General features: G+C 37.5%; 12 protein-coding genes. 4 read left to right on the top strand and 8 right to left on the bottom strand.

Annotation, left to right across the window (positions count from 1 at the left end; genetic code table 11):
* Positions 1-164: 164 nt before the first annotated feature.
* Positions 165-986, top strand: a complete 822-nt coding sequence (locus BR87_RS08345; RefSeq protein ID WP_035030908.1) for a ZIP family metal transporter — start codon at positions 165-167, stop codon at positions 984-986.
* A 66-nt stretch (positions 987-1052) separates the two neighbouring features.
* Here BR87_RS08345 and mnmG read toward each other — a convergent pair whose 3' ends face one another.
* Together mnmG and mnmE are read right to left on the bottom strand one after the other, a co-directional pair.
* Positions 1053-2945 (bottom strand): tRNA uridine-5-carboxymethylaminomethyl(34) synthesis enzyme MnmG, encoded by a 1893-nt coding sequence (gene mnmG, locus BR87_RS08340; protein WP_035030905.1) that lies wholly within the window; start codon positions 2943-2945, stop codon positions 1053-1055.
* Positions 2946-3340: 395 nt separating this feature from the next.
* Positions 3341-4729 carry a tRNA uridine-5-carboxymethylaminomethyl(34) synthesis GTPase MnmE gene (gene mnmE, locus BR87_RS08335; RefSeq protein ID WP_035030903.1) on the bottom strand — a complete coding sequence of 463 codons (1389 nt, stop codon included), beginning with the start codon at positions 4727-4729 and terminating at the stop codon, positions 3341-3343.
* A gap of 844 nt (positions 4730-5573) precedes the next feature.
* On the opposite strand from mnmE, the gene BR87_RS08330 reads away from it, so the two are divergent.
* Both BR87_RS08330 and treR read left to right on the top strand, forming a co-directional pair.
* On the top strand, positions 5574-6389 hold the full coding sequence (locus BR87_RS08330; protein ID WP_035030901.1) for a 3D domain-containing protein: 816 nt from the start codon (positions 5574-5576) through the stop codon (positions 6387-6389).
* A gap of 256 nt (positions 6390-6645) precedes the next feature.
* The gene (gene treR / locus BR87_RS08325) at positions 6646-7371 is read left to right on the top strand and encodes a trehalose operon repressor (RefSeq protein WP_035030898.1); all 726 of its coding nucleotides are present in this window, start codon (positions 6646-6648) and stop codon (positions 7369-7371) included.
* 41 nt (positions 7372-7412) lie between these two features.
* On the opposite strand, the gene treC is transcribed toward treR, so the two are convergent.
* From treC to rpmH, 6 genes are all read right to left on the bottom strand, one after another.
* On the bottom strand, positions 7413-9068 hold the full coding sequence (treC, locus tag BR87_RS08320) for an alpha,alpha-phosphotrehalase (protein ID WP_035030896.1): 1656 nt from the start codon (positions 9066-9068) through the stop codon (positions 7413-7415).
* 23 nt (positions 9069-9091) lie between these two features.
* Complete coding sequence (treP, locus tag BR87_RS08315; protein ID WP_035030894.1) at positions 9092-10603, bottom strand: PTS system trehalose-specific EIIBC component; 1512 nt, start codon at positions 10601-10603, stop codon at positions 9092-9094.
* A 290-nt stretch (positions 10604-10893) separates the two neighbouring features.
* The gene (gene jag / locus BR87_RS08310; RefSeq protein WP_035030893.1) at positions 10894-11694 is read right to left on the bottom strand and encodes an RNA-binding cell elongation regulator Jag/EloR; all 801 of its coding nucleotides are present in this window, start codon (positions 11692-11694) and stop codon (positions 10894-10896) included.
* Between the two features lie 44 nt (positions 11695-11738).
* Positions 11739-12572 carry a membrane protein insertase YidC gene (gene yidC / locus BR87_RS08305; RefSeq protein WP_035030891.1) on the bottom strand — a complete coding sequence of 278 codons (834 nt, stop codon included), beginning with the start codon at positions 12570-12572 and terminating at the stop codon, positions 11739-11741.
* A 34-nt stretch (positions 12573-12606) separates the two neighbouring features.
* Positions 12607-12945: a ribonuclease P protein component gene (gene rnpA / locus BR87_RS08300; RefSeq protein WP_035030888.1), complete on the bottom strand. Its 339-nt coding sequence runs from the start codon at positions 12943-12945 to the stop codon at positions 12607-12609.
* Positions 12946-13040: 95 nt separating this feature from the next.
* Complete coding sequence (gene rpmH, locus BR87_RS08295; RefSeq protein WP_034551597.1) at positions 13041-13175, bottom strand: 50S ribosomal protein L34; 135 nt, start codon at positions 13173-13175, stop codon at positions 13041-13043.
* A 769-nt stretch (positions 13176-13944) separates the two neighbouring features.
* Between rpmH and dnaA the strand changes: the two genes are divergently transcribed.
* The gene (dnaA, locus tag BR87_RS08290) at positions 13945-15282 is read left to right on the top strand and encodes a chromosomal replication initiator protein DnaA (RefSeq protein ID WP_035030886.1); all 1338 of its coding nucleotides are present in this window, start codon (positions 13945-13947) and stop codon (positions 15280-15282) included.
* The last annotated feature ends 122 nt before the right edge of the window (positions 15283-15404 follow it).

Raw genomic sequence — 15404 nt, 5'->3', positions numbered from 1 at the left:
TAAGTTTAATATGATTTTTTAGGCAACCCTAAAGATACCCAATAAATTGACTGTTTTTTATAGTAAAGCTTTTAGCAAGTAGTAGTTGTTCATGCACTTTATTCTTAAGCAGGCTTAATTTTAAAATACTATCAGATTTTCATTTAAGGAGGAATAATAATAATATGGTTGAAACATTTCAAGCTTTCCACCCCGTTTTACAAGCTTTAATAGCAGGCTTATTTACTTGGGGATGTACCATTTTCGGTTCTGCTTTTGTCTTTTTATTTAAAGAAGTTAACCGAAAATTTTTAGATTCCATGAACGGTTTTGCAGCCGGCGTCATGATTGCAGCTTCATTTTGGTCTTTATTAGCTCCTTCTATTTCTTCTGCTGAACAAAATGGATATGGTTTGTGGTCTTGGGTTCCAGCAGCTGTCGGCTTTCTATTTGGAGGATTCTTTTTAAGATTGCTTGATGTGGTTATTCCGCATTTGCATTTGGGAGAGCCAGTAGAACATGCAGAAGGACCAAAAACGAGCGTTTCAAAAAATATGCTTCTTTTTTTAGCGATTACGATACACAATATTCCGGAAGGTTTATCGGTTGGTGTTGCTTTTGGAGCTACGTCTGTAGGGATAGCTAATGGCGATGCTTTCTTAAGTGCTGTCGGACTGGCTATCGGAATCGGAATTCAAAATATTCCCGAAGGATCTGCTTTGTCAATGCCGATTCGAGCAGCTGGAAGCAGCCGCTGGAAAGCTTTTAACTTAGGACAGTTATCCGCTATAGTAGAACCGATTGCAGCCGTTATTGGCGCATTCGCAGTTATTTCAATGTCCGCTATTTTACCTTATGCTTTAGCCTTTGCAGCAGGCGCAATGATTTTTGTTGTTGTTGAACAATTGATTCCTGAATCACAAACAAATGGCAATAATGATATTGCTACGCTCTCCTTAATGCTTGGGTTTACCGTCATGATGATTTTAGACGTTGCTTTAGGCTAAACCATTATCTAAAAAAACGTTCCGCTCCTTATTCTTATAAGAATAAGGAGCGGAACGTTTTTTGTATTACATTACTTTCGCAATTTTTCCTTGTTCAACATACACCATTAAGACAGAAATATCTGCGGGATTTACTCCACTGACGCGACTAGCTTGCGCAATCGTTTCAGGTTGAATCAGTGCTAATTTTTGTCTTGCTTCAGTAGCGATTCCATTTATTGCCGAATAATCGATATTTTCAGGAATGCGTTTGTTTTCCATCCGTTTTAATTTATCTACTTTTTGAATGGCTTTTTGAATGTAGCCTTCATATTTTACTTGGATTTCAATTTGCTCTTCTACTTCTCTAGACAAGTTTTCAGCTAGCGGTGCAAACTTGAGAATATCCCAATACGAGATTTCTGGCCGACGCAAGAAGTCTAGTGCTAGAATACCGTCTTTCAATGGAGCAATATTTTTTCCAGCTAAAAATGCTTGGATCTCTTCTGTTGGTTTTAAACGAGTGTGTCTTAAACGTTCCAATTCTTCTTCCACTTGAGCTTTTTTAGTAAGAAAAGCAGCATAGCGTTCTTGTGAAACAAGGCCTAACTGATGACCTATTTCAGTTAAGCGGAAATCAGCATTATCATGGCGCAACAATAAACGATATTCTGCACGAGAGGTCAATAAGCGGTACGGTTCATTTGTTCCTTTAGTAACTAAATCATCGATCATCACTCCGATATATCCTTCGCTGCGCTTCATCACAAAAGGTTCTTTTCCTTGAACTTTAAGCGCTGCATTGATGCCCGCCATAATTCCTTGTCCAGCTGCTTCTTCATATCCGGAAGTCCCATTCATTTGTCCAGCTGTAAATAAATTTTCTACTACTTTAGTTTCAAGTGAAGGGCGTAATTGGTACGGAACGACCACATCGTACTCGATCGCATAACCGGTCCGCATCATTTCTGCGTTTTCCAATCCTTCGATCGTATGCAGAATGTCTTCTTGCACGTCTTCAGGAAGCGAAGTTGATAAACCTTGGACATATACTTCTTCTGTATGACGGCCTTCAGGTTCTAAGAACAGTTGGTGTCTTGGCTTATCACTAAATCGAACGATTTTATCTTCGATTGACGGGCAGTAACGCGCTCCTACACCTTCTACGATTCCGGTAAACATAGGTGCACGGTGCAGATTATCTTGAATAATGCTATGTGTTTTTTCGTTTGTATACGTTAACCAACAAGACAATTGGTCTTTTAAATACGCACTGTTTGGCGTTTCATAACTAAAATGATTCGCTTTTTCATCACCCGGTTGTTCATCTGTTACGCTATAATTGATCGTTGAAGCTTTTACACGCGGCGGTGTACCGGTTTTAAACCGATTTAATTCAAAACCATGCTCCAACAAACTCTCAGATAGTTTAATAGATGGTTGAGAATTATTAGGGCCAGAAGAGTATTTTAATTCGCCGATGATGATTTCTCCTCGAGAAGAAGTACCAGCTGTTAAAATGACTGCTTTGGCGCGATAAATGGCTCCTGTATTGGTAATAATTCCTTGACAAACGCCATCTTCAATAATTAATTCTTCAGCAATTCCTTGTTTCAATACGAGGTTTTCAGTGTTTTCAATGGTTTTTTTCATTTCATTAGCATACATAAATTTATCGGCTTGTGCTCTCAATGCTCTTACGGCAGGACCTTTACCTGTATTCAGCATTCTCATTTGGATATAGGTTTTATCAATGTTGCGCCCCATTTCTCCGCCTAATGCATCAATTTCACGAACGACGACTCCTTTAGCCGGTCCGCCGATTGATGGATTACACGGCATAAAAGCGATCATATCTAAGTTAATTGTGATTAAGAGTGTTTTGCTGCCCATTCTCGCTGCTGCTAAAGCAGCTTCAGAACCAGCGTGTCCAGCTCCCACTACAATCACATCATAATTGCCTGCTTCATATTGTTGCATCGAATCATTCCTCTCATTTCGTTAATCAAATTCATTATTTTCTTCTATATATAAACCCTAATAATGTTTGTCTCTTACCTAAAATTGCTGTGTGTCTACACGGGTCACTCCGCATCTTACCTAAATTGAGCTGCGTGACCCAGACATTTGATATCCGGGTAGTTGAGCTACGAACAACAGCTACTCGAGAAAAAGATAAAAGTTTTTGAAATCATAGTTTTCTTCAACTTTTCCTATTTTCTTTTCGAAGCTAAACGTTGTTCTTCGCATCCTTTAGTTGAGCTGCGTGCTCTAGCTCTTCGGAAAATAGATAAAATTGTCCTCAAGGCTTGCAGCCTTTTGCGGGAATTTTCCAAATTTTCTGTCTGAGCTGGACGAGAGCACTCCGCATCCTGTTATTTTCCTAGGCAGAATTGGCTGAATAGTTGAGTAAGCAGTTCATCTTGCACGCTGTCTCCTGTGATTTCTCCTAAAAGATCCCAACAACGAGTCATATCAATTTGGACTAGATCGACTGGCATGCCCGTTTCAATTCCATTGATGACGTCATCTAGAGCAGTCTCAGCATCATTCAATAAAGCAATATGCCGGACATTGGAAACATACGTTGCATCTCTTTCACCTGTTTGACCGGCAAAAAACAAGCTGGCGATTTGTTCCTCTAATCGATCGATACCTGATTTAGTTAAAATAGATGTTTTCACGATCGAACTAGGGTCAACCAGTTGTTCTAATTCAGATAAATCTAAACGATTAGGCAGATCCATTTTATTTAAAATAATAATGCGGTGATTTTGTTCGGTTGCTTTTATTAATAACTTGTCTTCTTCAGTTAATGGTTCATTTTGGTTAAACACCAACAATACTAAGTCAGCATCTTGCAGTGCTTGGCGACTTCGTTCAACGCCAATGCGTTCAACAATATCTTCTGTTTCACGAATTCCGGCTGTATCGATCAATTTCAACGGAACGCCTCTGACATTGACATATTCTTCAATCACATCTCGCGTTGTTCCTGCAACTTCCGTCACAATCGCCTTTTCTTCTTGCAGCAAGAAGTTCAATAAACTCGATTTCCCAACATTAGGTCGGCCAATAATCGCTGTTGCCAAACCTTCTCTTAAAATTTTTCCTTGGCTGGCTGTTTGCAGCAATTGTTGGATTTGAGCTTTTACCAGCCGAGCTTTTTCGACTAGTAATTGAGACGTCAGTGTTTCTACATCATCGTATTCTGGATAATCAATGTTCACTTCTACTTGAGCAAGCGTATCTAAAATATCCGAACGCAATTGACGGATCAATTCAGATAAATTGCCATCCAATTGTTGTAAAGCAACATGCATCGCTCTATCTGTTTTGGCCCGAATCAAGTCCATCACAGCTTCTGCTTGTGACAAATCAATGCGGCCGTTTAAAAAGGCCCGTTTGGTAAATTCACCCGGCTCTGCTAAGCGGGCACCATGTTGCAAGACGACTTGAAGCACTTGATTGATCGAAGTGATTCCACCATGGCAGTTTATTTCAACAATGTCTTCACGAGTAAAGGTTTTAGGAGCTCGCATGACTGAAATCATTACTTCATCAACTATTTCATTCGTCTTTGGATTTTGGATGTGTCCATAATGAATGGTGTGGCTTTTTTGTTCTGCTAAAACTTTCGATCCTGATTGGTAAACACGATCAGCAACTTCTACTGCATGTTCTCCGCTTAGGCGGACGATACCGATAGCACCTTCACCCGGCGGCGTTGAGATAGCTGCAATTGTTTCAAATTCTAATGACAAACTCCTTCACTCCTTCTTAATTTTTCGCACGAAAAAAGTGCCCACTCCACCCCTTTGCTGTTGACAAATGGAATGGATAAAGCACTTTGACTACTTTTATCATTCAGATAAGTTTAATTTTTAGTTTGGTTTCTTTTGCTAGTTGTTCCGTTAAGACTATACAAGTTCTCTAACTATTTGTCAATAAATTCAGTTCACTTTTTTTGCTATTCATGAACTGCTTTCTACTTTTCCTCAGCTATTTTACCTCTTATATATAGTAGAAAGTAAAAATGAACGGTTTTTCTTTTTATTCAAACTACCGCATAATCTACTAGTCAATAGCCATTAACCTCTCGTTTACTTTTCTTTTTCAGGATATTTTTTATCCTTTTAAAGAGAAAGCAAGCTTTTTTTACATTACAAAACAAAAATTTACTTATTCAAAATAAGGCAAATGACCTAAAGATAGGTTTTATTTTTCCCGCTTTTTGACCTTAATTTTAAAAAAAAGCGACACAATCGACTTTTCTCCCTCTAAAACAGGACGTTAATTTACGAATAATTCGTTAGTATGTCGGTGAGATTACAAAGAAAGCCTTATCTTACGAAAAATGACTATTTGTAGTTCTTTCGACAAATAAAAGCTCTAATAATACAAACAGACTAAGAAAAGATAACGTTTGGCGTAATCACTTTATTTTTTCAATATTCATGGTAGGATAGCAAATGTTGAAGGAACGAACCCTTCATTTACAACAATAGTTTAACTTACAATTAAATAAGTCGCTAGAAACTACAGTCAATTGCTCTTAACGAAATGTAGTCAATAAAACTATTATGGAATAAAAAGGAGAATAAAAAAATGTTTAACATAAAATCAAAATTATTTATCGCAAGTGCTACTTTAGCTCTAACAGGTGTTGTCGCTGTTTCAAACCCAACTGAAGCTTCAGCAGCAGAATATGATACGACTACTTGGGAAGCACGTTCAGTAGCCGATATTAAACAAGATATTCAAAATAACGAAGACGGCAGCACAGAATACACAATTCAATGGGGAGATACTTTATCTTCAGTAGCAGCTGCTACAGATACATCCCTTAATGCTTTGATTGATGTGAACGACATAAATAATGCCAACATTATTTATAGTGGCAATGTTATCTCTTTATCTGCTGATCATTCAACAGTTACCATCGAAAAAGAAGACGAAGTTGTCAGCTATGATGTAACCCAAGCTGAAGAAGCTGTCGAAGCTGAAACAACTCAAGAAACAGAAGCTCCAGCTGAAGAAGCACAAGCTCCTGTAGAAGAAACTGAAGCTGCTGCTCCTGTTGAACAACAACCAGAAGAAACACAAGCAACTGAAGCAGCTGAACCAGCAGCACAATCTGGTCAAACTGTTACAGTACAAGCTACTGCTTATTCAACAAATCAACCAGAATTAAGCGATACAACTGCAACAGGAATCAATTTAAATGAAAATCCTAATGTTATTGCTGTAGACCCAAGCGTTATTCCTCTAGGATCAACTGTTACTATCCCAGGATACGGTACATTTGTCGCTGGCGATACAGGTAGCGCTATTCAAGGAAACCGCATCGACATTCATATGACTGATTTAAACCAAGCTTTAAACTTTGGCAGACAAACACTAACTGTTCAAGTTTCAAACTAATTGAAAAGACTTTTATTGAGTTAGCATAAAAAACCTTTTCATCAAAAAACTCCCTCACCTTGGCTAGTCCATTGTTGAGAGAGTTTTTTTGTTTTTATCTGACTAAAACACACAGCTTATTTTCTGCTAAATATCCAATCTGTGTTTTATTTCAGAGTTAAAAATTTCATTCCTAAAGAAATGATTAGGAGGCGTTTTTTCCGTTACTGAATGTGCTAAACTATAAGGGAAGAAAAGAAATGAGAGGCAAAAAATCATGAATAAATTCACTGAAATTTACTTAGAAATTGAAGCGGCTATTTTAAATCAGTCTTATTTAGCTGGAGACCTCTTGCCAAGTGAAAATGACTTAGCAAAAAAATATGCTGTGTCTCGCGAAACCATTCGAAAAGCCTTGGCTTTGTTATTAGAAAATGGGTACATCCAAAAAAAACAAGGAAAAGGCTCAATTGTTTTAGATGTAAAACGCTTTGATTTCCCCGTTTCTGGCTTGACCAGCTACAAAGAATTGCAAGCGGCTCAACACTTCAACAGCCAAACGATTGTTACCCAAAATATTCTCACTACTTTGCCAAGCTTTTTAGCCGATCATTTAAAATTACCCGAAGAAACTACTGCCATTTATGTTGAAAGACAACGTCAAGTAAACGGTGAAGTCGTCATTTTAGATAAGGATTATCTTTTAACTTCCGTTATTTCTGATATGCCCGATGAGGCTGCACGTGATTCTCTCTATACTTACATTGAACATACCCTTGAATTAGTAATTGGCTATGCTCAAAAAGAAATTACGGTTGAACCGGCTACTGCTGAAGATCATCGATTAATGGATCTGCATGACGATACACATGTTGTGGTCGTCCGGAGTGATGTTTATTTAGAAGATACGACACTCTTTCAATATACCGAATCTCGGCACCGGTTGGACCGGTTCCGTTTTGTTGAATTTGCTCGGCGCCGAAACCCTAGTGAAACATCTTAAATCAAAAAATCCTCCAGAAATGAATCTGGAGGATTTTTTAATTAAGCTTCAAAATAAAATGCAATGGTTTCATAAGGAGCCAGTGTCAGCAATTCGGTCAATTCTCTTTCCACACCGTTTCCAATCAAATAACGGCACCTGCGTTCCAAGAATTCTTTTGGTATCTCAACACTTGCCCGTTCGTCATAAAAGTGATTCAACACCAACAATTGTTCTCCTCGGTATTCTCTAACGTAAGCATAAACACTTGGATGATCCATTAAGATTCCCCGATAACTACCTTCAGAAATAACTTTCATTTCCTTGCGCAACTGAATCAATTGTTTATAATAATTTAAAATCGAGCCGTTTGCTTGTTCTTGCTCCACGTTAATTTCATGGAAGTTCTCAGCTACTTTCAACCAAGGTTTTCCTGTTGTGAAGCCAGCATGCAACTCATTATTCCATTGCATCGGCGTCCGACTGTTGTCACGGGATTTTACTTTAATGATCTCCATGGCTTCTTCGTGCGACAACCCTTTTTCCACCATTTCTGCATAGGCGTTATGTGTTTCTACATCAACATAATCAGCTAATTCTTCGAAACCAGGATCCGTCATCCCTATTTCTTCTCCCTGATAAATATAAGGCGTTCCACGCAGTAAATGAATGGTTTGAGCCTGCATGGTTGCCGAAGCTTCAAAATGATGAACAGGGTCTCCAAAACGGCTGATCGCTCGCGGTTGGTCATGATTGTTCCAAAACAGTGCATTCCATCCATTGCCTTCTGACATACCCACTTGCCATTCATCCAGCAACCGTTTCAACTCCATAAAATCAAACGGCATCAAGCTCCATTTTTCCCCATTCAAGTAATCAACTTTCAAATGATGGAAACTAAAGACCATCGATAATTCTTCATTTTCAGGGTTGGAATAAGCTACACCATTTTCTATCGTCGTTGAAGACATTTCTCCAACTGTCATGGCTCCTTCGATCCGTCCGAATGATTTTTGATTCAACTCATGAATAAATTGATGGGCAATCGGCCGATCTGTATACAACGATTTGCCTACCTGGTCTTCCGCATCAATCAGCACTTCGTCTTTTCCGATGACATTGATCACATCAAACCGGAATCCAGTCACACCTTTTTCCAGCCAAAAATTAACCACTTCATATAGCTCCTGACGAACTTCTGGATTGCGCCAATTTAAATCAGCTTGAGTAACGTCATAAAGATGCAAATAGTACTTCCCCGTATCGCCAAACGGTGCCCAAGCCGGGCCGCCAAATTTGGAGACCCAGTTGGTTGGATAGGTACCATCAGCTTTTGGCTCTCTCAAAATATAGTAATCTTGGTACTTCTTGTCACCGGCTAATGCTTTTTGGAACCATTCATGTTCAATTGACGTATGATTCAAAACCATATCTAACATAATATCCATTTTGTGTTTTTTAGCTTCTGACACGAGCACTTCAAAGTCTTCCATCGTTCCAAATAACGGATCAATTTCAGTATAATTGGAAATATCGTATCCATTATCTTTTTGCGGAGATGAAAAGAAAGGATTCAGCCAGAGCATATCCACTTCCAAGCTTGCTAAATAAGAAATCTTTTCAATAATTCCTTTTAAATCTCCAATTCCATCTCCATTTGAATCTTTAAAAGACTTTGGATAAATTTGGTAAACGACTTTTTCATGAAACGTACTCAATGTTATTCCTACTTTCTAAAAAATTATTGTCCTAATTCTGGTTGGCTTGCTTCAATGGTTTGATCTGATTTATTAAAGATATTGTATTTGCGGAACACAACAGTTAAGACAAACGGCACTACAATAGCAATGGCCATACAAATAATAAAGATGATCCAGTATTGATTTTGAATTGAAAGAATCCCAGGAAGTCCGCCGACTCCGATTGAATTTGCTGTAACGTTAAACATCGTTGAAACCATTCCAGCTAGACCAGAACCGATCATTGCTGCTACAAAGGGGTAAACGTATTTGATATTGATCCCGAACATCGCCGGTTCTGTTACACCCAAGTAACATGAAATAGCTGCTGGAATCGAAACTTGTTCTTCTTTTTTATCGCCGCGGTGAAGGAAAATAATCGCTAGTACAGCAGAACCTTGGGCAATATTCGATAAAGCGATCATTGGCCATAAATTGGTTCCGCCATAGTCTGCAATCAATTGCAAGTCGATGGCATTTGACATATGGTGCAGTCCCGTAATAACGAGTGGTGAATACAAGAAGCCGAATAAAGCTCCAAATAGCCAATTGACCGAACTGCCTAATCCTGCATAAACTAAACTTGAAATCCATCCTCCGATAACCCAGCCAATAGGACCTAAAACAGTATGGGCAATCAAGACAGTCGGTACCAATGCGAAGAACGGTACAAAAATCATTGAAACAGCTTGCGGGATAACTTTACGCAGCCATAACTCTAAATAAGCTAATAAGAAACCAGCTAACATAGCAGGAATAACTTGTGCTTGATAACCAATCATATCAATTTGGAAATAACCAAAGTCCCAAAATGGAACATCTGCAGCTGCTGTTTCAGCTACACTGTAAGCATTTAATAATTGCGGTGACACTAATGTAATTCCTAAAACAATTCCTAGTATTTGAGTGGTTCCCATTTTTTTAGCAATACTCCATGTGATTCCAACTGGCAAGAAGTGGAAAATAGCTTCGCCGATCAACCATAAGAAACTGTTGACGCCGCTCCAGAATTGACTTACATCTACAATAGTATTGTAGATCGGAGCACCAGCTTTAGTAAATTGTGCTGCACCATCAATTACCTGTTGACCAAGTGACTCCATCGGAACGCCTTCTAAAATATTACGGAACCCTAAAATCAGCCCCCCGACAACAATTGCAGGAATAATAGGCGAAAAAATTTCAGCTAAAACGGACATAGCACGTTGAACCGGATTTTGGTTCTGTTTACTGGCTGCTTTCACCTCATCTTTTGAAACACCTTCTTTACCAGAAATTTTCGCAAACTCATTATAAAAAGTAGCGACATCATTACCGATAATAACCTGATATTGACCAGCTTGCGTAAATGTTCCTTTAACTGCAGGTATTTCTTCTATCTTTTTGCTATCCGCCTTTGCAGGATCATTTAGCACAAAACGCATCCGAGTCGCACAGTGACTAACTGCAGAAATATTCTCCGGACCTCCAATATCTTGTAACAATTGTTTTGCATCTTGCTTGTAATCTGCCATTTTTTTCTCCTCCTTTTAAAAAGATATTCAACTTGTATATACAAGTTGAATATACCTTGTTGCACAAGAAAATGCAAGCGTTTTATCTTTTTTCACGCAATAAAAATGAATCCGGTCAGAAACAGGTTAAACCTTGGAAGCTCTACTACATTTTTTCCTAAGTTGTTTGTCTAAATCGTGCTCCTCTTTCAGAATAAGCTCTCTTATTCATATAAAAGGCCAACCTAAAAAAAAGAAAGAGGCTGACCCAAAAGGATCAGCCTCTTTCTTTAGCAAGCTTTTCTTAATTCTTATTTTGTCGGTTCAACCACTAAATAACGATGAGGCTCATTGCCCTCTGAATGGGTTGTCACTTGTTTATTTTTACTTAAGTAAAAATGGATTTGTTTTCTTTCAAAAGCAGGCATCGGTTCTAAAAAAACAGGTTGATTAGTAGTCATAACTTTTTCTGCAGTGCGTTCAGCCAGATGTTTTAACGTAGCTTCACGGCGTTCCCTGTAATCTCCAACATTCACTATAACAGTGAACTTAGTTTTTGCATGGTGGTACAACACTACTTGCGCAAGTGATTGCAAAGCATTTAAAACTTTCCCGTGTTTGCCGATAATCAAACCAGCTTTTTCGGTATGGATATGAAAAACGACTTGACGTTGTGAGGCATCAATATCTGCTGATACAGTTGCCGGAGCACCCATTTTTTGAGCAATATCAATTAAATAAGCGGAAACTAATTGCACTGCTTCTTCATCATTTTGCACGTTTTTAGTCGTATCTGTAACTTCTTGGTCCACTTGATGAGACGCTTCTTTCTCTTCTTGAAACTCTGCTTTAACTTGCTTTTGAGCTTCCGGGCCTTCTAAGTTTTCTAGTATAGCCGCTGAATCAATTTTTGCATCTGATCGTGTTAGAGGTGCTTCGATTTTTTTCTTTTCAACTATCACAATCGCATCTTTTTGACCAAAACCAAATACGCCTTTTTTTCCTTCAGTAATAACTTCAATAGAAGCTTCTTTTTCACTGATACCCAAAATTTTTAATCCTTTTTGAATCGCTTCTGCTGTTGTCGCTGCTTGAGCTGTGTACTTATTCATCTGTTAATCCTCCGTTCTATCTCCTCTTGATCGATAGTAAAGATTTATTTCTTTTTCTTCTTCTTTTTCGGATTTAACGCTTTTTCTAATGCACGTTGTCGTTCACGTTCAGCTTGCAGTTTTTCTTCACGTTCTTTTCTGATTTTAAATGGGTTATTTAATAACAGTGTTTGCCCTACAGAGAAAGCATTTCCTACTACCCAGTATAATGATAACGCACTCGGTAAAGTGATCCCCATAAATAAAATCAAGGCCGGCATCATGTACATCATTGATGTCGTTGTAGCATTTGATTCTGCTTGACTCATACTTGACAACTTTGTAGTCGCATACGTTAGAATAGCTGCTAAGACAGGCAAGATAAACATTGGATCTGGTTTACCTAAGTTCATCCATAAGAAGTTTCCCGTGCTTAATGCTTCCGTCCGGCTGATTGATTGGTACAGTCCCATTAATACAGGCATTTGAATCAGTAATGGTAAGCACCCGGCTGCCGGATTAACCCCAGCTTCTGAATACAATTTAGAAGTTTCTTCTTTTAATTTGCTTTGAGTTTCAGCATCCTTAGAAGAATAGGTTGCTTGCAGAGCTTTAAGTTGCGGTTGTAATTCGCTCATTTTGCGCGTACTTTTAGTTTGTCCATGCATCAACGGCAATAAAATAATTCTAATGATCAAAGTGAAAACAATAATCCCCAGACCATAACTGCCGCCAAATAAATCAGATAACCAAATAATCACACGCGAGAAATTCAATACAATATACCGATCCCAAAAACCAGTACTTTCAGCAGTAATAGGTGCTGTCCCACATCCTGCCAAAACAACTGCTAATAAAACAGTTCCTAATAACAGGAGTAATCGCTTACGTTTTTTCACGTTTTTCCCTCCGCATTCTTTAAATAAAAATAAGCTAATTTAACAATTTAGCCAATTTTAAAACATGAATCAAGCTTTTTTTAGTTTCTTTTACTGACATAGTCGCCGCTGGCTTGCGGGCTATTACAATAAAATCTGCTTCCGTTTTTAAATGTGGCTTTAGTTCGGTTAAACTTTGACGTATTTTTCGTTTAACCGCATTCCTTGTAACAGCATTCCCTATTTTTTTGCCGACCGATAAGCCTACTCGAAAATGAGGTTGTTCTTTTTTATCCAATACATAAAGAACAAATTGCCGATTAGCTGTAGATTTTCCATGATGAAAAACTTTTTGAAATTCTGATTCTTTTTTGACACGATAGGCTTTTTTCATTCAAATAACCTCTCATCACTTTTTTTGAACAGTTACAAATTGCATAAAAAACTGCAATTAAAAAGAAAAAAAAGACCACTGAGACGTTCAGTGATCTATGCAGACAATGATTTTCTGCCTTTACGGCGTCTACTTTGTAATACATTACGTCCATTTTTTGTACTCATACGTTTACGGAAGCCATGTAATTTTTGACGTTTACGTTTTTTAGGTTGGTAAGTTCTTTTCATTCGTAATACACCTCCTGCAATAACTATCTCTCATCATTTTGTACGTGTTCAACATAAGACAGTCTCAATTATTATAACGAACTAAAAATAGTTTAATCAAATAAGAGACAAACCTATTTTCATTCATTCACTTCAGTATGATAGCATAAATCTCAGAAATAGGAAACCTTCTTTTTAATTTTTTTACAGCTTAATCGTTTTCTTTTACATTATTCTCATCAAATTTGCATTTTATATTCCTCTTTCTGTTTATTTGCTACATCATAATAGGTAAACGAAAGACAGTTGATTCTATTTATTCTTCCTTCCTTTCCTCGCTGATTTTTATTAAATCTATTCTTCTTTTTCCACCTATAACTAAAAACTTATGGTTATTTTCACTCTATTTCTCAGCATGTAAAGATATCCACAAACCATTTTTATTATCCACAGCCTCTGGTATAAGTTATTTCTAGTTTTTTATTAGGAACAAGTTATTTTGAAGTTATGCACAAACAAACAAGCTGTGTGTAAGCACTGAATCTTTTTTTGTGAGGACTGTGGATAACCGTCAAAAACACTGTGTCTTATAGCTTTCATTTTTACCTTTTATCCACTTTTTAAGTGAACAACTCATTAAATGAAGAAGTTATCCACTGTCTTTTTCACCTTGTGGATAACTGTATATGCACAGGGTGGATGAATTTTCAACAGGAGTAAACTACTTGTGGAAAACTTTTAACGAACGTGCTAAAATAAGAAAGACAGATTTATAAAGGAGGTTCTTTGCTTGGATGACTTGCAATCTTTGTGGAATTTTTTAAAAGAAAAATTTAAAGAGTCACTTTCCAAAGTCAGCTACGATACATGGATCGAAAGTGCTCACCCCGTTCGCATCACTGAACACAATATCATTATTGAAGTTCCCTCTTCTTTACATAAAGAATATTGGGAAAATAACTTAGCCACTCGCATTGTCGAAAATATCTATGAATACTCCAGTCGTGAAATTTCTCCCTTATTCGTTATTAAAAATGAACAGGAAAATCCAGACACTGCTGGAAAACAAAAAAGCCAATCGCTCATGCAAAAAAATGCCTTTAAAAAGGACATTCAATTAAACGACAAATACACATTTGATACTTTTGTTATCGGAAAAGGTAATCAAATGGCTCATGCAGCAGCATTAGTCGTTGCTGAAGAACCAGGTACGATTTACAATCCTTTGTTTTTCTATGGAGGCGTCGGCCTTGGGAAAACCCATTTAATGCATGCAATCGGCCATCAAATGTTGTTATTAAACCCAGATGCAAAAGTAAAGTACGTCAGTAGCGAAACCTTTGCGAATGATTTCATCAATTCTATTCAAAATAAAATGCAAGAAAAATTTCGGAATGAATACCGGAGCGTGGATCTTTTATTAGTCGATGATATTCAATTTTTTGCGGACAAAGAAGGAACACAAGAAGAATTCTTTCACACATTTAATGCTTTATATGATGACCGGAAACAAATTGTTTTAACCAGCGATCGCTTACCAAACGAAATTCCTAAATTACAAGAACGGTTGATTTCCAGATTTGCATGGGGTTTGTCAGTGGATATCACACCGCCAGATTTGGAAACCCGGATTGCCATTTTACGGAAAAAAGCCAATGCTGAAAGATTGGAAATACCAGATGATACGTTGAGCTATATCGCAGGACAAATCGACTCTAATATCCGTGAATTAGAAGGAGCTTTAGTACGCGTACAAGCTTATGCTGCTATCGAAAGTCGGGATATCACTACTAGTCTTGCTGCAGATGCCTTAAAAAGCATGCTGCATACAAATAAGCCGAGTACGTTATCCATTCTCGATATTCAAAATACGGTTTGCAAATATTATCAAGTCTCGTTAACCGACTTAAAAGGGAAAAAGCGCGTAAAATCCATTGTTGTTCCTAGACAAATAGCTATGTACCTTTCACGAGAATTAACTGCAAATTCTTTACCAAAAATCGGAGCTGAATTTGGCGGAAAAGATCATACAACTGTTATTCACGCTTATGAAAAAATTACCCATGCTATTACAAAAGATCACCAATTAAAACAAGATATAGAAGAAATAAAAAATAAATTGAAATAATTTTTTTAAGTAATGGACTTATTCATTTACATTTTTTCCTATTATCCGTTAAACTCATTTTAAAGAGATAAAAAATATCTGTGCCCATGTATATAACTATAAAAGTTATCTCGAGGTTACCC

Origin of the sequence: Carnobacterium mobile DSM 4848, from assembly GCF_000744825.1 — a bacterium.
In the GTDB taxonomy this organism is placed as follows: domain Bacteria; phylum Bacillota; class Bacilli; order Lactobacillales; family Carnobacteriaceae; genus Carnobacterium_A; species Carnobacterium_A mobile.
The sequence above is the reverse complement of the archived record's forward strand: the minus strand, read 5'-3'. Positions and strand labels throughout refer to the sequence as shown.

Coding starts and splice junctions, on each gene's coding strand:
- BR87_RS08345 (WP_035030908.1), top strand. CDS start 165: ATGGTTGAAACATTTCAAGCTTTCCACCCCGTTTTACAAGCTTTAATA.
- mnmG (WP_035030905.1), bottom strand. CDS start 2,945: ATGCAACAATATGAAGCAGGCAATTATGATGTGATTGTAGTGGGAGCT.
- BR87_RS08330 (WP_035030901.1), top strand. CDS start 5,574: ATGTTTAACATAAAATCAAAATTATTTATCGCAAGTGCTACTTTAGCT.
- treR (WP_035030898.1), top strand. CDS start 6,646: ATGAATAAATTCACTGAAATTTACTTAGAAATTGAAGCGGCTATTTTA.
- treP (WP_035030894.1), bottom strand. CDS start 10,603: ATGGCAGATTACAAGCAAGATGCAAAACAATTGTTACAAGATATTGGA.
- jag (WP_035030893.1), bottom strand. CDS start 11,694: ATGAATAAGTACACAGCTCAAGCAGCGACAACAGCAGAAGCGATTCAA.
- rnpA (WP_035030888.1), bottom strand. CDS start 12,945: ATGAAAAAAGCCTATCGTGTCAAAAAAGAATCAGAATTTCAAAAAGTT.
- rpmH (WP_034551597.1), bottom strand. CDS start 13,175: ATGAAAAGAACTTACCAACCTAAAAAACGTAAACGTCAAAAATTACAT.